The 15,801-nt window shown below is 54.2% G+C and carries 14 protein-coding genes; 11 read left to right on the top strand and 3 right to left on the bottom strand.

What is annotated here, in order from left to right; genetic code table 11:
• The first annotated feature begins 107 nt into the window (after positions 1-107).
• Positions 108-1,181 (top strand): alpha/beta hydrolase, encoded by a 1,074-nt coding sequence (locus DW089_RS10390; protein WP_199614896.1) that lies wholly within the window; start codon positions 108-110, stop codon positions 1,179-1,181.
• Between the two features lie 595 nt (positions 1,182-1,776).
• Here the strand turns inward: DW089_RS10390 and DW089_RS10385 are convergent.
• On the bottom strand, positions 1,777-2,181 hold the full coding sequence (locus tag DW089_RS10385) for a tetratricopeptide repeat protein (protein ID WP_105325779.1): 405 nt from the start codon (positions 2,179-2,181) through the stop codon (positions 1,777-1,779).
• 84 nt (positions 2,182-2,265) lie between these two features.
• Positions 2,266-3,657 (bottom strand): esterase, encoded by a 1,392-nt coding sequence (locus tag DW089_RS10380; protein ID WP_158572367.1) that lies wholly within the window; start codon positions 3,655-3,657, stop codon positions 2,266-2,268.
• 292 nt (positions 3,658-3,949) lie between these two features.
• On the opposite strand from DW089_RS10380, the gene DW089_RS10375 reads away from it, so the two are divergent.
• Together DW089_RS10375 and DW089_RS10370 are read left to right on the top strand one after the other, a co-directional pair.
• A complete protein-coding gene (locus tag DW089_RS10375) occupies positions 3,950-5,227 on the top strand; it encodes a 2-hydroxycarboxylate transporter family protein (RefSeq protein ID WP_105325777.1) in 1,278 nt (425 codons plus the stop codon).
• Between the two features lie 215 nt (positions 5,228-5,442).
• Positions 5,443-6,441 carry a DUF362 domain-containing protein gene (locus DW089_RS10370; protein ID WP_118287249.1) on the top strand — a complete coding sequence of 333 codons (999 nt, stop codon included), beginning with the start codon at positions 5,443-5,445 and terminating at the stop codon, positions 6,439-6,441.
• 49 nt (positions 6,442-6,490) lie between these two features.
• Here DW089_RS10370 and DW089_RS10365 read toward each other — a convergent pair whose 3' ends face one another.
• The gene (locus tag DW089_RS10365; RefSeq protein ID WP_118287248.1) at positions 6,491-7,033 is read right to left on the bottom strand and encodes a hypothetical protein; all 543 of its coding nucleotides are present in this window, start codon (positions 7,031-7,033) and stop codon (positions 6,491-6,493) included.
• A gap of 247 nt (positions 7,034-7,280) precedes the next feature.
• Between DW089_RS10365 and purE the strand changes: the two genes are divergently transcribed.
• The 8 genes from purE (at position 7,281) to DW089_RS10325 (ending at position 15,265) form a co-directional block, all read left to right on the top strand.
• Positions 7,281-7,784, top strand: coding sequence for a 5-(carboxyamino)imidazole ribonucleotide mutase (gene purE, locus DW089_RS10360; RefSeq protein WP_105325773.1), 504 nt, complete (start codon positions 7,281-7,283; stop codon positions 7,782-7,784).
• Between the two features lie 14 nt (positions 7,785-7,798).
• Complete coding sequence (purF, locus tag DW089_RS10355; protein WP_105325772.1) at positions 7,799-9,241, top strand: amidophosphoribosyltransferase; 1,443 nt, start codon at positions 7,799-7,801, stop codon at positions 9,239-9,241.
• 12 nt (positions 9,242-9,253) lie between these two features.
• On the top strand, positions 9,254-10,309 hold the full coding sequence (gene purM / locus DW089_RS10350; protein WP_118287247.1) for a phosphoribosylformylglycinamidine cyclo-ligase: 1,056 nt from the start codon (positions 9,254-9,256) through the stop codon (positions 10,307-10,309).
• Entirely contained in the window at positions 10,302-10,916 is a 615-nt protein-coding gene (purN, locus tag DW089_RS10345) for a phosphoribosylglycinamide formyltransferase (RefSeq protein ID WP_105325770.1), read from the top strand. The genes purM and purN overlap by 8 nt, the downstream gene beginning before the upstream one ends.
• A gap of 6 nt (positions 10,917-10,922) precedes the next feature.
• A complete protein-coding gene (locus DW089_RS10340; RefSeq protein ID WP_105325769.1) occupies positions 10,923-11,525 on the top strand; it encodes an IMP cyclohydrolase in 603 nt (200 codons plus the stop codon).
• A gap of 11 nt (positions 11,526-11,536) precedes the next feature.
• A complete protein-coding gene (purD, locus tag DW089_RS10335) occupies positions 11,537-12,814 on the top strand; it encodes a phosphoribosylamine--glycine ligase (protein ID WP_105325768.1) in 1,278 nt (425 codons plus the stop codon).
• Between the two features lie 62 nt (positions 12,815-12,876).
• Positions 12,877-14,388: an IMP dehydrogenase gene (locus DW089_RS10330; protein WP_105325767.1), complete on the top strand. Its 1,512-nt coding sequence runs from the start codon at positions 12,877-12,879 to the stop codon at positions 14,386-14,388.
• Positions 14,389-14,626: 238 nt separating this feature from the next.
• Entirely contained in the window at positions 14,627-15,265 is a 639-nt protein-coding gene (locus DW089_RS10325; RefSeq protein ID WP_105325766.1) for a flavodoxin family protein, read from the top strand.
• The last annotated feature ends 536 nt before the right edge of the window (positions 15,266-15,801 follow it).

Raw genomic sequence — 15,801 nt, 5'->3', positions numbered from 1 at the left:
CATAAAAGAAGGATGGCAGAAATCTGCCATCCCACAATAAAACGTGAAGAGCCCAAAAAAGTAAGCTGGCAAAACGGATTTTGGTAATGCTGTCCTGCGGTCTTTTTATGGCAGGCTTTGGCCTGGACGCAGAGGCAGCGGAGGACTTTAAGCGGGCAGAAGTGAAACCTTCGGTGGCAGTCAAGGAAACCATTGATGCGTCCAAGCTGTCCAATGCCTGGGATAAGACTTTCCCGGAGGATCAGCGGGTGGCTCACCAGAAGGTGACCTTCCACAACCGGTTTGGGATTACCCTGGTGGGGAACCTGTACACGCCGAAAAATCACAAGGCCGGGGAAAAATACGAAGCCATTGCCCTGGCAGGGCCCTACGGCGCAGTGAAGGAACAGGTGTCCGGCCGGTATGCCCAGGAACTGGCTGCCCGGGGCTTTTTGACCCTGGCTTTTGACCCGTCCTTTACGGGGGAATCTGCAGGGGAACCCCGAAACACCACGTCTCCGGACATCAACACGGAGGACTTATCCGCAGCGGTGGACTATCTGTCTAACCGCAATGACGTGAATCCCCAGAAAATCGGCATTGTGGGCATCTGCGGCTGGGGCGGCTTTGCCATTAACGCAGCAGCCATGGACCCCCGGATCAAGGCTACGGTAACCTCCACCATGTACGATATGAGCCGGGTGATTGCCAACGGCTACTTTGACAACGGCCGGAAGCCCGAAGACATCAAGGCAGAACGGAAGGCCCTGCGGGAGAGCATCAGTGCACAGCGGACCCTGGACTACAAAAACGGCACCTACAAAATGGCCGGCGGGGTAATTACGGAAGTGACCAAGGATACGCCCCAATTCGTCAAGGATTATCATGACTACTACCAGACCAAACTGGGGTACCATCCTCGTTCCTTTGGTTCCACTACTGGGGCAACTCTGAGCTCGGTATTGAATTTTGCCAATATGCCCATTGATGTGTATGCGGACGAGATTGAAACGCCGGTGCTGCTGATCCATGGGGAAAAGGCCCATTCCCGGTATTTCAGCGAAGATGTGTTCAAGAGAATGGAGGGCAATAACAAGGAACTGCTGATCATCCCCGGTGCGGTGCATACGGACCTGTACTACAAGATGGACGTGATTCCGTTTGACAAGATTGAAAGCTTCTTTAAGGAAAATTTGAAATAAGCACAGATGAAAAAATAAAACTTCTATCGTCGCCTTGCGGCGACACTTCCTGAGCGGTTCGCTGCTAGCCAGTCATTTTCGCCTTACAGGCTCAATTCCTGGGCAGCTATCGCATGGGCCTTATTGACCAAACAGCCACTTGTAGAATTTGTTGGGCTGTTTGGATGCGGCCGCAATGCTTGCAGGAAGCATTCCAGACCTCTACTGGTCAAGTGACAGAGAAGGGTAGTGCTAGTATATACATACCATGATTTCATCTCAAAACCCGTTTAGCACACGACCAGTATAGGCTTAAGACCGGCCCATCCAAAGCGTTGCGCTCACATCCAAGAGTCCGGCAGAATTTCTAAGGACTCTTGGATCATGTGAGCCATGTGATAGCCGTCCGTGAGCCGAACCCGTAGGGTGGAGGGAAACGGAGCACGGCGAACCACTCAGGGGCTGTCAGTCCGCAGGACTGACTGAGGAAGTTTTGAGGTTTGGATACGGCATAACGAACAAAAAACGGCTTGCGAACTCTTTTGAGCTCGTAAGCCGTTTTTTTGTTCTGGGGTAAGTATTATTCCACACCCTCATTTTTTGTGCAGAATATGCGTTATTTCCACTGGGCCAGTTTGTCCTTGGCAGGCTGGTAGCCGGCCTTGGCGGCCTGTTCATACAGGGCCTTGGCTTTTGCCAGGTCCGGGGCAGTGCCTTTGCCCAATTCGTACAGCCTTGCTTCTGCAAAAAGGGCGGGGGCGGCAATAATATCACCGCGTTCTCCGGCTTTTTGGTACAGAACCAGGGCTTTGGCATCATTTTGGGGTACGCCTTTCCCGTTTTCGTAGCAGGCACCCAGCAGGGTGGTGCCGGTAATGTCCCCGGCTTTGGCTGCTTTCTGGTAGAAGGCGGCCGCTTTTTTGTCACTTTGGGGCACGCCCCGGCCTTCGGCGTACAGGAGACCCAGGTACCGGGCGGCCTTGAAATGGCCCAGCCGGTCTGCTTCCTGGAAATAGGCCAAGGCCCGGGCATCGCCCTGGGAAGTCCCTTCCTTATAGGCGCTGATGCCCTGGTTTAGCAGCTGGCCGGCCAGTTCCCGTTTCTGCTAGGCGGAAAGCTGGTTCGTTTGGAAGAAAACGGGCTTGTCCGACCGGCTTTGGAGGTAGACCCAGTCCCTGATGCCAGGGATATTATAGGCAATGGTCCAGGTGTACATGTGGTTGCCGTTTTGGAAGACGCTGTAGTTGATGGGGGCGTTCTGGTGTTCCAGCTGGCCCACCAGGTGGGAGAATTGCTCCTGGGTGGAATGGCTGTCCCAGTAGGGGGCGGTGGCCACCTGGGTGCCCAGTTTTTGCCAGCGGCTGACAGCATCGTTCATGGCCGGGAAGGCTTTGGTATCGCCCTGGATCACCAGAATCCACAGTTTCTTGTCCTTCAGGGCTTCCATTTCCTGGGTATTCCATTGGCAGGCCACCAGGAACTGGGCAGCAAAAAGGTCGGGGTACTTGTCGCTGATGGCGATATTGGCCATGCCGCCTTGGGATTGGCCGGTGCCGTAGATTCGGTCCGGGTCCACGCTGTAGGTGTCCGCAATGTGGTGGATCAGGTCGGTCACCAGGGTCAGCCCTGGGGTCCAGACATTATCGTCGGTGGTCATCATGCCCAGGGAATCCACCAGGCGCTGGGGATACTGGACGGCCAGCACCAGGGAGGGGTGCTTGGCCTGTTCTTCTGGGGAGGCCCAAATGGTGGCGCCGTTGCCCTGGACCAGGGTGATTTTGGAATTGTCGATATTGGTGCTGGCGTCGGGAATAAACACCATCAGGGGGTACTTTTTCTTGGGATTATAATGGGCGGGCAGATAGAGATAATAGGGAATGGAGGCGCCCACCTGGGGGTCCGTATAGGTGCCGGCGGTAAAGCCCTGGAGCTCTGGTTCCAGGGTAGTGGTGGCAGTAAGGGGTGCCGTGGTGGGTGCAAAGGTGGTGCCCTTGACGCTGGTAAGGGGCTTTAGCTGGGTCACGGAAAGACTCAGGTCCGGCATTGTCCGGTCGCTGTGGGAGGAGGCGTCCCCGGGGTGTTTGGCTCCTGCCTCGTCCTTTCTGGGGGCACGCTGGGGCAGGGGCATATCGGACTGGGGATTCTTGTGCTCCAGCTCCAGAATCACGTATTGGCCCTTGTCCGCTTTTTGGGCAGGGTAGGCTTTGTCAGAAGGATAGACGGCAGAAATGGCAGCTCCCGGCACCAGAAAATCGCTGGGGGACAGTTGGGCTGCGGCAATTTTTTCAGGGTAGCGCAGGGCCACCTGGGAAATGGCTTCGCCAAAGCCGTAGTTATGGGCAATGGCGGTGACAGAAGTAACGGCAGAGGCGGGGGCCTTTTGGGTCACCGGGGCCGCTGCCGAAGAGGCTGCTGGGGCGGCCGGGGCGGCCAGGGCCGTGCCGGTACCCAGCAGACAGAGGGCGCAGAGAAGCGCCGCTTGTTTAGAGGTTTGCATGGAATCAGCTCCTTCGTGAGGTTTCACTGTCCTTATTGTAGCACTGGAAAATTTTTGCTGCATGAGAGGAATTTAGGAAAAGTGTGTGAAGTCAGCGGAAGCAAACCTTCTAAAAAATGCATCGGATAATTAGTTTTATTCATGGCTTATAACCTAGACTTATTAACAGATAATAAGCTAGTATTATCGAAAAAATCAGAATTACCTTATACTAAATGTATCAATCGGATCCGGATCCCGACAAAAAAGGAGCGTGCAGTCGTGAACGAAAAGAAAAGTGATTTCTTGATGTTTGGGGGGACTTCCCTGGTACTTATATCTGCTGTTTTCTGCTATTGTTGCTTATTTGATGTCCAGAGGCGTCCTGAGTACGGACTTTATTGGGTTCCTGGGCATTACCGGGATGCTGACCCTGTTCCTGTATAAGCTGGGGGAAAAGCTTCCCATCTGGAATACGTATATCGGCGGGGGCCTTCTGATGGTATTCTTCGGGGTGGCTGCCCTGAAGCAGGCGGACCTGATTCCTGTGAAATATGTGAAGGCCATTATGGATACGGAGCAGGGGACCACGGGCCTCTTGACGGTATTCATCATCTTCTTGATTCTGGGTTCCATTTTGGCTCTGGACCGGAAGGTCTTAATCCGCAGCTTTGCCGGGTATATTCCCGCCCTGTTCGGCAGCCTTCTGGGTGCTTCCATTTTCGGTATTGCCATTGGCCTAGTCTTTGGGGTTACCCCGCCTAACGCCATGATTCAATTTGTTCTGCCCATTATGGGCGGCGGCAACGGGGCCGGTGCCATTCCTCTGTCCCAGATTTATGAGCAGGTGACAGGGCAGCCGGCAGCCAACTATTACTCCTTTGCCATTATCATTCTGACCATTGCCAACCTGATCTGCATTCTCGCCGGAGCTCTTTTGGACAAGCTGGGCGAAAAGAAACCGGAATGGACCGGGGACCGGACCAACATTATGCCTACGGACCAAAACCTGATCAAACCGGACCTGGATATCACCCCCTCCAAGGACGATTACCGGGGTGCCCTGTTCCTGGCCGGCACGGCCTATGCGGTAGGCCTGCTGTGCAGTAAGATTTTGTTCCCGGTGGTGCTGGGAGCCAAGATTCATGCCTTTGCCTATACCATTTTGTTTGTAGTTATCCTGGCTGTGCTGGGGGTTATTCCTCCGGGCGTACGGATGGCGGCCAAGAAAATCCAGTCTTTTACAGCTTCCATTATTGCTGTGCTGGTCATGGTCTGCATGGGTGTGGACTTTGACCTGGGCCAATTGGCCGCAGCCCTGACTTTCAGCAATGTGCTGATTGCCCTGATGGTAGTTATCGGTGCCATTATCGGCAGTGCCCTGACCGGCAAACTGGTGGGCTTCTATCCCATCGATACGGCCATTACCGCCGGCCTGTGCATGGCTAACCGGGGCGGCGCCGGGGACGTTGCGGTACTGGGGGCAGCTCGCCGGCTGGAACTGATTTCTTATGCACAGCTGTCCAGCCGTGTTGGCGGCGGGATTGTGCTGGTGGTAGCTTCCTTCATCTTCTCCATCTACCTGCGGTAATGGTACGCAAAACCAACAAAACCACCTAGAAACAAAGCGCAGCGGCTGCCTGTAATTGGGCGGCCGCTGGCTGCATTTTGGCACCATGCTTTTTTGGTATAACGGCAAAAAGAGGATAGGCATTGGAAAAAGTCCTGAAAGGCGAGTACAATGGTAGTATGCAAGACTGTGCGAATTCTGCACAACCCATGGTTTTAGCTGAAGGAGGAATTCCTATGACAGAAAAAAAGGTAACTCGTTTTGACGGTGATACGTATATTCCCTATGAAAAAAGAACGGGCAATGAATCCATTGTGTATTTTACCCGGGATTTGTCCGCCCAAGGGCTGCTGAAGATTTACGATAAGATTTCGGCCCATTTGACCGGCAAGGTGGGGGTCAAGCTCCATACGGGTGAACCCCACGGTCCCAACATCATTCCCCGGCCCTGGGTGAAGGAACTGCTGGAAAAGCGTCTGCCCACGGCTTCCATTATTGAAACCAACACTTATTACGAGGGCGGCCGGTACACCACGGAGGAGCACCGGAAGACCCTGGAAACCAACGGCTGGACCTTTGCTCCGGTGGATATCCTGGACGAGGAAGGCACGGTTATGCTGCCGGTCAAGGGCGGCAAGTGGTTTACGGAAATGTCCATGGGCAGCCATTTGACCAATTACGATTCCCTGCTGGCCCTGACCCATTTTAAGGGCCATGTCCAGGGCGGTTTTGGGGGCTCTGACAAGAACATCGGCATTGGCTGCGCTGACGGCCGGATTGGCAAGGCCATGATCCATACCACTCCGGGGCAGCCCAACCAATGGGATATTGCCAAGGAAGAATTTATGGAACGGATGACGGAATCCACCAAGGCCACCATTGATTATTTTGCCGGCCATGTGGCCTACATCAATGTGCTGCGGAATATGTCCGTGTCCTGCGACTGCGAAGGGGTAGCGGCTCAGCCGGTGGTAACTCCTAACGTAGGCATTACAGCGTCCCTGGATATTTTGTCCGTGGACCAGGCTTCCATTGATATGGTGTACGCCATGCAGGAAAAGGACCACCACGACCTGGTGGAACGGATGGAATCCCGGCACGGGTTGCGCCAGCTGACCTATATGGAAGAACTGGGCATGGGCAACAGCAAGTATGTGCTCATCGACCTGGACCATGAAGGACAGCGGATTACCGCTGCCCAGGCGGTGGAAGGCGTTGTACCCTTTACGAAGTAAGTGAATAAAAAATGACCTTTCTGCTTTTGCGGCAGGAAGGTCATTTTTGTTAATGAATGACAGTTTCCAGGGGCTGGCCCAAGAGACGGGTGCGGAACAGGTCTTCCGGGGAAAGGAGGGGCCAGGGCTTCCACCAGCCGGCTGTATAGTTCGGGTCGTGGCGGTAGGGGAACAGGGTGGTGTACTGGCCAAAGACGCCGTAGGTACGGGGTGCTTCCCAGGAAAACAGGGTAAGGCCGGGCCGGTACACGTCCAGTTTTTCTCCGGCGCCGGGAACCACGGGGCTCACATAGGGCTGGGGGCTACGGCTGGGGGCCGTCACCTGCGGCGTGGTCACCTGGGGCTCCGGAATGGGCAGGGAACGCACCTGGGGAATCCGGGCTGGGGCGTGGGGCACCGGGGTGGGTACGGAAACGGGATGGGTGCTCACCTGGGGCTGGCTTACGTGGGGCGTAGGAATGGAGGAGCCGCTGCCCAGGGAAGGATGGGGCACGGCTATAGCCGGGGACAGCTCACCTGCCCTGGGGAAAGCGGCCACTAGAGTAAAAAGGAAAAGCGGCAGCAGGGCTGCTTTTCGCCAAAAATGCAGCATAGGAATCACCTCTTATATTACTATTATAGTATGCTTTTAGTGAAATGGGGGCTACAAATTGAAAAGTTTTCGATTATTACGAACGATAGTGTAACATATATGATAAAAGTTCGATAAAATATTGACATTGCCCAATAGCATTGATAGAATGATAATACGAATTAAGCTGGTCACAGTTTGGCTTGGGAGTAACCGATACATTGATGCTAGAAGGACTCTTGAGCCTTTTTTCTTTGGAGGTGCTGATATGAAAGTTGCATTGATTATGGGAAGTAATTCTGATTGGCCTGTTTTGGAACCTGCTGAAAAAACCTTGAAGGATTTCGGCGTTGAAGTGGAAGTTGTGGTTGCCAGTGCACACCGCACTCCTGAGCTGGTAAAGGAATTTGCTGCCGGTGCCAGAGACCGGGGCGTAGAAGTGATTATTGCGGCTGCCGGGGCTGCGGCTCATCTGGGCGGCGTAATTGCTTCCTATACCACCCTGCCGGTGATCGGCGTGCCTATCAATGCTACGGCCTTAAATGGCGTAGACGCTCTCTTGAGCTTTGTCCAAATGCCTTCTGGAATCCCTGTGGCTACCATGGCCATTAACGGGGCCAAGAATGCGGCTTTGTTTGCTGTCCAAATCCTGGCTGAAAAGTATCCGGAACTGGTGGAAAAACTGGCTGCCCATAGAAAACAAATGCAGGAAGAAGTAAAAGCAAAAGGCGAAAAACTGGCTGCCACCCGCGCTGCGGCCAATAAGCAATAAGTTCAGGAGGAACTATGACGGAAAGAGACTTTGCAGAGGATAAGCTGCACGAAGAATGCGGCGTATTCGGCATTTATTCGAAAAAAGATGATGTAGCGCTCAATACCTACTGGGGCTTGTTTGCCCTGCAGCATAGAGGCCAGGAAAGTGCCGGCATTGCCGTATCCGACGGCCGCCATATGCATATCAAAAAGGCCATGGGTTTGGTCAATGATGTGTTCAAGGACGGGGTCCGGGGACTGGACGGCTATATGGCTATTGGCCACGTGCGTTATTCCACTACGGGTTCCAGCATTCCCTACAATGTTCAGCCTCTGAAAGTTTTTTATGATGGCGGCAACTTGGCCCTGTCCCATAATGGGAACCTGACCAATGCAGCCCAGCTGCGTTCTCAATTGGCCAAGGAAGGCGCTATGTTCCAGACCACGGTGGACAGCGAAGTGGTGCTGTCTTTGATTACCCGGAGCCGGAAAGCAACGCTGCCGGAACGGGTGGCGGAAGCTGCCAACACCATTAAGGGTGCCTTTTCCATCCTGATTATGAACGACGAACAGCTGATTGCTTTCCGGGATCCCTATGGCTTCCGGCCGCTGTGCCTGGGCCGCTTGGACAAGGGCTGGGTGGTGGCTTCGGAAACCTGTGCCTTGGACCTGGTAGGGGCCAAATACGTGCGGGATTTGGAAGCCGGCGAAATGATTGTCATTGACGATGAAAACGCCGAACCCAAGAGCATTATGTACAGCACCCACAAGCCGGAACATCTGGCCCACTGCGTGTTTGAATACGTGTATTTTGCCCGTCCGGACAGCATTATGGACGGGGAAAGCATTTACCAGGCCCGGATCAACATGGGCCGGCAGCTGGCTCGGGAAACCAAGAACATCAAGGCGGATATTGTTATCTCCGTGCCTGATTCCGGTACCCCTGCTGCTATTGGCTACGGCCTGGAAGCAGGCATTCCCTTTGTGGAAGGTCTGACCAAGAACAAATACATTGGCCGTACCTTCATTCAGCCCACCCAAAAGCAGCGGCTGAACGCGGTACGCCTGAAGCTGAATGCCAACCGGAGCCTGGTGGCCGGCAAATCCGTGGTGATGGTGGACGACTCCATCGTCCGGGGCACTACCAGCGGCAAGATTGTCCAGCTGCTGCGGGATGCCGGGGCTACGGCGGTGCACGTGTGCATCAGCTCTCCTCCGGTTATGGATTCCTGCTACTACGGCATTGATACTTCTGAACGGAAGGAACTGATTGCCGCCAGCAAGACGGAAGAAGAAATCCGGGAATACATCAAGGCTGACAGCCTTCATTATATTAGTATGGAAGGTCTGCGCAGTTCCCTGTCCGTGCTGAACCCCGATGATATGTGCTATGCCTGCTTCAACGCCAAGTATCCAGATGGAGCAGATAAAGAAATGGAGCTGGGCTCCAAATTCCAGTTTGAGACGAGTTGCTGAGGAGGAAACAGCGTGACTGAGAAAAAGGTTATTACCTATGCAGATGCAGGTGTAGATATTGATGCCGGCAACAAAGCCGTTGAATTGATGAAGGACAGTGTGCGGGCTACGTACCGTCCGGAAGTAATCGGGGACCTGGGCGGCTTCGGCGGCCTGTTTGCCCTGGGCAATAAGTACAAGGATCCGGTCCTGGTATCCGGTACCGATGGCGTGGGCACCAAACTGAAGATTGCTTTTATGATGGACCGTCACGACACCATTGGTCAGGACGCTGTGGCCATGTGCGTCAACGATATCCTGGTGCAGGGTGCTGAACCGCTGTTCTTCCTGGACTATATTGCTACGGCAAAAGTAGACTCCCAGAAGATTGCCGACATCGTTAAGGGTGTGGCCGGGGCCTGCAAGGAATCCGGCTGTGCTTTGATTGGCGGGGAAACGGCGGAAATGGCCGGCTTCTATGCCAAAGATGAATACGATATTGCCGGCTTCTCCGTGGGCGTTGTGGAACGGGACAAGATGATTACCGGGGACCAGGTAAAACCGGGGGACGTGCTCTTGGGCCTGCCTTCTACGGGCGTGCATTCCAACGGCTTCTCCCTGGTGCGGAAGATCTGCTTTGAAGCACAGGGCCTGTCCGTGGACACTATGATTCCGGAATTTGGCAAAACCCTGGGCGAAGAACTGCTGACGCCTACCCGGCTGTATCCCCGCACGGTGCTGCCGCTGATTCACAAGTTCAACCTCCACGGCATGGTACACATTACCGGCGGCGGTTTCTACGACAACATTCCCCGGATCCTGCCGGAAGGCTGCGACGCCCTGGTACATGCAGATGCCTGGGAAGTACCCATGGTCTTCAAGAAGCTCCAGAAATGGGGCAATGTGCCCTGGCCGGAAATGTACCGCACCTTCAACATGGGCGTGGGCATGGTCCTGGTTGTGGCTCCGGAAGAAGCCGAGGCTCTGCGGGCGCATCTGAAGGCTGAAGGGGAAACCTTCTACGAACTGGGTGAAGTGGTACCCGGCACCAAGAAGACTGTGCTGAAAGGCGGCGTATTCGGTGAATAAGCGGAAAATCGGGGTTTTGGTCAGCGGCCGGGGAAGCAATTTTCAGGCCGTCCTGGACAAAATCCGGGAAGAAAACCTTCCTATAGAAGTGGCTGTGGTGATTAGTGACAGTCCGGAAGCCTACGCCCTGGAACGGGCCCAAAAGGCGGGGATTGCCCACTATGCCATTGCCCGGCAGGATTACAAGGACAAGGCCTCCTTTGAGGCGGCCATCGACAAAAAGCTCCGGGACGCACAGGTGGAACTGGTGGTCCTGGCTGGCTTTATGCGCATTTTGAGCGCTGATTTTGTAAACTCCTGGCCCCATCAGATTATCAACATCCACCCGGCGCTTTTGCCGTCCTTTACGGGCCTGGACGCCCAGGGACAGGCACTGAACTACGGGGTAAAGATTGCCGGCTGCACGGTGCACTTTGTGGATGCCGGCATGGACACGGGGCCCATCATTATGCAGGCTGCGGTGCCTGTCATGGATGAGGATACCCACGATACCCTGGCTGCCCGGATTCTGGTGCAGGAACATACCATCCTGCCGGAAGTGGTGAAGCTGTGGGCGGAAAATCGGCTGGAAGTCAAAGGCAGAAAAGTAAAAATCCGGAAGGAGTAGCGCGTTATGACCATTGCAAGAGCATTGTTGAGTGTATCCGATAAAAAAGGCATTGTGGAACTGGCTGCTTTCCTGCATAAGAAAGGCATTGAAATCATTTCCACCGGCGGCACCATGAAAGCCATCAAGGCTGCAGGGATTCCTGTCACCTATGTCAGTGACGTGACCGGTACCCCGGAAATGATGGACGGCCGGGTAAAAACCCTGAACCCGAAAATTCACGGGGGCATTCTGGCCATCCGCAGCAATCCCCAGCATATGCAGGACATGAAGGACAACGGCATTCGCCCCATCGACCTGGTGGTGTGCAATCTGTATCCTTTTGAACAGACCATTGCCAAACCTGGCGTAACGGAAGCGGAAGCCATCGAGAACATCGACATCGGCGGCCCTGCCATGGTGCGGGCTTCTGCCAAGAACTTCCACGATGTGGTGATCATCACCAATCCGGACCGTTATGAAGGCCTGATGAAGCTGCTGGACGAAAAGGGCGATATCGACCTGCATACCCGGAAAATGCTGGCCCAGGAAGCCTTTGCCCATACGGCAGCCTATGATACGGCCATCAGCGCCTATCTGAAAAAGCAGCTGGACAGCGAAAAGGCATAAGGGGGAGCAAGATGCAGGTATTGGTAATTGGCGGCGGCGGCCGGGAACATACCCTGGTATGGAAATTGGCCCAAAGCCCCAGTGTGGATAAAGTATATGCAGCACCGGGCAATCCCGGCATGAAGAACCTGGCAGAATGTGTGGACCTGGACGTAACCAACCTGGAAGGGCTGGCGGACTGGGCTGAGGAACATCAAATCGACCTGACCGTAGTGGGGCCGGAAGCCCCTCTGGTGGCCGGGATTGTGGACGTTTTCAGAGGCCGGGGCCTGACCATTTTTGGACCCAGCGCCAAGGCTGCGGAAATTGAAGGTTCCAAGATTTTCTCCAAGGAACTAATGGAGAAATACCATATTCCCACGGCCTTTTTCAAGGTCTGTGACAACCTGGCGGACGCCCGGGCCTTTGTAGAGGAAAAGGGCGCTCCCATCGTCATCAAGGCGGACGGCCTGGCAGCCGGCAAGGGCGTGGTGGTAGCCATGACCAAGCAGGAAGCCCTGGACGCTTTGGACGAGATGATGGGCAACCACAAGTTTGGCACCGCCGGCAACCGGGTGGTTATCGAAGAATTTATGGAAGGGGAGGAAGCTTCTCTCCTGGCCTTTACGGACGGCAAGACCATTGTGCCCATGCTGGCTGCCCAGGACCATAAACGGGTGAACGATGGGGACGAAGGCCCCAACACCGGCGGCATGGGGGCTTACTGCCCGGCTCCGGTGATGACGGACGCCCTGAAGCAGAAGACGGTGGAAACCATTCTGCGCCCGGTGGTAGATGCCCTGGCCAAGGAAGGCCGCACCTACACGGGCTGCCTGTACGCTGGCCTGATGATCAAAGGCGACAGCATTAAGGTAGTAGAATTCAACGCCCGTTTTGGGGATCCGGAAACCCAGGTAGTGCTGCCCCTCTTGGACAGCGACCTGGCTCAGATTATGGTGGCCTGCTCCACGGGTACCCTGACGCCGGACCTGGTAAAATGGAGCACCAAGGCTGCGGTGTGCGTGGTTATGGCTTCCGGCGGCTATCCGGAATCCTATCCCAAAGGCCTGCCCATTACCGGCCTTGCAGAAGCTGGCGCCCTGGACCAGGTGGTGGTTTTCCACGCCGGGACCAAGGAAAAGGACGGCCAGATTGTCACTAACGGCGGTCGGGTACTGGGTGTTACGGCTGTGGACGACTCCATTGCTGCGGCCCAGAAGAAGGCTTACGCCGCTGTAGAAAAGATCCATTTTGAAGGTGTGCACTATCGTCACGATATTGCCTGGAGAGCCTTAAAAAGATTGAAATAAATTGTTGCAATTGTGACAGTGTGGTGCTAGAATAGAAAAAATACTTCAAAAGGGGGATTACAATGGCTTTTATTTATGATGAACCTGCGCACACTTTTAGTGAGTACCTCTTGGTGCCTGGATACTCTTCCAGCGAATGCATTCCTGCAAATGTGAGTTTGAAAACACCGCTGGTAAAATTTAAGAAGGGTGAACAAGCACCCTTGACATTGAATATTCCCCTGGTGTCTGCAATCATGCAGTCCGTATCCGACGACAACATGGCCATTGCCCTGTCCCGTGAAGGCGGCTTGTCCTTCATCTACGGTTCCCAGAGCATTGAAAGCGAAGCAGCCATGGTTGCCCGGGTAAAAAGCTATAAAGCCGGTTTCGTAGTCAGCGATTCCAACCTGCGGCCTGACTGCACCCTGGCTGATGTACTGGCTCTGAAGGAAAGAACCGGCCATTCTACCATGGCAGTTACTTCTGACGGCTCCGTACATGGTCATCTGGAAGGGATTGTGACCAGCCGTGACTACCGGATCAGCCGGATGCAAATGACGGACCTGGTAAAGGACTTCATGACCCCTGTAGCGGATATGGTCATTGGTACCAGCGATACTACGCTGAAGCAAGCCAACGACATTATCTGGGAACACAAGCTGAATACCCTGCCCATCATTGACAAAGACGGCAACCTGATGTACATGGTATTCCGCAAGGACTATTCCACCCATAAGCAGTATCCGCTGGAACTGCTGGACGACAAGAAGCGCCACGTAGTAGGTGCCGGCATCAACACCCGGGACTATGAACAGCGCGTTCCTGCTCTGGTGGAAGCTGGTGCCGATGTGCTGTGCATCGACTCCTCCGAAGGCTACAGCGAATGGCAAAAACGGACCCTGGAATGGATTCGTGCCAAATATGGCGACTCTGTAAAGGTTGGCGCCGGCAACGTGGTTGACGCTGAAGGCTTCCGCTTCCTGGCGGAATGCGGTGCTGATTTTGTGAAAATCGGTATCGGCGGCGGTTCCATCTGCATTACCCGTGAACAAAAAGGTATCGGCCGCGGCCAGGCTACCGCAGTGATTGAAGTAGCCAAAGCCCGGGACGAATACTACAAGGAAACCGGTATCTACGTGCCCATCTGCTCCGACGGCGGCATTGTGTACGATTACCACATGACCCTGGCTCTGGCCATGGGTGCTGACTTCATCATGCTGGGCCGCTATTTTGCCCGCTTCGATGAATCTCCTACCAACAAGGTGAACATCAACGGCACCTACATGAAAGAGTACTGGGGCGAAGGTTCTGCCCGTGCCCGCAACTGGCAGCGGTACGATCTGGGCGGCGACAAGAAGCTGTCCTTCGAAGAAGGCGTTGATTCCTACGTTCCTTACGCAGGCAGCCTGAAGGACAACGTAAACCTGACCACCTCCAAGATTCGTTCCACCATGTGCAACTGCGGTGCGCTCACCATTCCTGAATTGCAGAAGAAAGCCAAACTGACTTTGGTTTCTGCTACCAGCTTGGTAGAAGGCGGTGCCCACGACGTATTGCTGAAGGAAAATTCCTCCAACAACTACCCGAAATAATTGCAAAACAAGTTTGGCCCGCGTCCTTAGGGATGCGGGCCTTTTTCCGTGTGTGGTGGGGCTCCGGCGGTTAAAGTTAAAGCGAACCCAACTGGCCAGCCCAAAGGGCGTGACACGTAGCCCCAGCGCACGGCGATATTTTTCTCCTAAAAGCGGAAAGTGCAGGTGGAAGCTGGGAGATGGGTGTATAATAGATGTGTACAACAATTGCGCTAGGTTTGCGAAAGAAGGAGTTCCTATGAAAAAGACAATACTCATCAATGCCAGTCCCCGGAAGGATTGGAATACGGCCCAATTGGTAGAGGCAGCAGAGCGGGGCGCCAAGGCGGCGGGCTCGGAAACGGAACTGGTTCATTTGTATGATTTGAAGGGTTCCGGCTGCCGGAGCTGCCTGGCCTGCAAGAGCAAGAGCGGGAAGCGCTGCCACTGCGTATGGCCCGACGACTATTCTCCGCTCATTGACAAGATTTACCAGGCTGATACGCTGATTATCGGTACGCCCATCTATTTTGGGGAGCCGGTGGCTCAGCTGAAGGCTTTTTTGGAACGGCTGATTTTCTGCGGTTTTTCTTACGATGACTATTCTTCCTATTTCCATGGACATATCCAGGTGGGGCTGATTTATACCATGAACGCTCCCAAGGAATATTACGAAGAACATTACAAGACCAAATGGGCTGGGGAAGCGGAGCTGTTCCACATCTTGGGCGGACAGATTTTTACCCTGGCCTCCTGTGATACCCTTCAGGTGAAGGATTACAGCCAGTACAACATGGCCAGCTTTAGTGAAGGGGATAAACAGGCCCATCACAGCCTGCAATTCCCCAAGGATTTGGCAGAAGCAGAAAAGCTGGGGCGGCAGCTGAATTTGCTGTAAGGCATAAAAAAGGAGTTCCTCACCCCAGCGCAATTAAGCGTAGCGGGGCTCTTGAAACTCCTTTTGAGGTAGTATACGAAAAAGGGGGTGTGAAATAATACCTACCCCGAAAGAAAAAACAGCTTGCGAGCTCAAAAGAGTTTGCAAGCCGTTTTTTTGTTCTTTATAACCGTATTCTAATAAACTTCCTCAGTCAGTCCTGCGGACTGACGGCCCCTTCACGCTTGCAGGGGCCAGTCTTAGACCACTACGAGTCATGTACTAAACGGGTATAGCAAAGCAGCATAGTTCGTAAATGTCTGCACTACCCCTAGTCTGTTACCTGACCAGTAGTGGTATAGAACGCTTCCTGCAAGCATTGCGGCCGCATCCAAACAGCCCGACACATTCTGCAAGTGGCTGTTTGGTCAATAAGGCCCATGCGATAGCTGCCCAGAAATTGAGCCTGCAAGGCGAAAATGACTGGCTAGCAGCGAACCGCTCAGGAAGTGTCGCCGCCCTTTCCGCCGCACGTTGTGCGGCACCTTCCCCATAAA

It is taken from the genome of Acidaminococcus sp. AM05-11 (assembly GCF_003472805.1).
Classification (GTDB): Bacteria; Bacillota; Negativicutes; order Acidaminococcales; family Acidaminococcaceae; genus Acidaminococcus; species Acidaminococcus hominis.
Note: the sequence above shows the minus strand (reverse complement) of the source record. Positions and strands in the feature narration are given on the sequence as shown.

What these genes read in the sequence shown, in the direction of transcription:
- DW089_RS10390 (WP_199614896.1), top strand. Translation starts at nt 108, where the DNA reads ATGGCAGGCTTTGGCCTGGACGCAGAGGCAGCGGAGGACTTTAAGCGG.
- DW089_RS10380 (WP_158572367.1), bottom strand. Translation starts at nt 3,657, where the DNA reads ATGCAAACCTCTAAACAAGCGGCGCTTCTCTGCGCCCTCTGTCTGCTG.
- DW089_RS10370 (WP_118287249.1), top strand. Translation starts at nt 5,443, where the DNA reads ATGACAGAAAAAAAGGTAACTCGTTTTGACGGTGATACGTATATTCCC.
- DW089_RS10365 (WP_118287248.1), bottom strand. Translation starts at nt 7,033, where the DNA reads ATGCTGCATTTTTGGCGAAAAGCAGCCCTGCTGCCGCTTTTCCTTTTT.
- purE (WP_105325773.1), top strand. Translation starts at nt 7,281, where the DNA reads ATGAAAGTTGCATTGATTATGGGAAGTAATTCTGATTGGCCTGTTTTG.
- purF (WP_105325772.1), top strand. Translation starts at nt 7,799, where the DNA reads ATGACGGAAAGAGACTTTGCAGAGGATAAGCTGCACGAAGAATGCGGC.
- DW089_RS10340 (WP_105325769.1), top strand. Translation starts at nt 10,923, where the DNA reads ATGACCATTGCAAGAGCATTGTTGAGTGTATCCGATAAAAAAGGCATT.
- purD (WP_105325768.1), top strand. Translation starts at nt 11,537, where the DNA reads ATGCAGGTATTGGTAATTGGCGGCGGCGGCCGGGAACATACCCTGGTA.
- DW089_RS10330 (WP_105325767.1), top strand. Translation starts at nt 12,877, where the DNA reads ATGGCTTTTATTTATGATGAACCTGCGCACACTTTTAGTGAGTACCTC.
- DW089_RS10325 (WP_105325766.1), top strand. Translation starts at nt 14,627, where the DNA reads ATGAAAAAGACAATACTCATCAATGCCAGTCCCCGGAAGGATTGGAAT.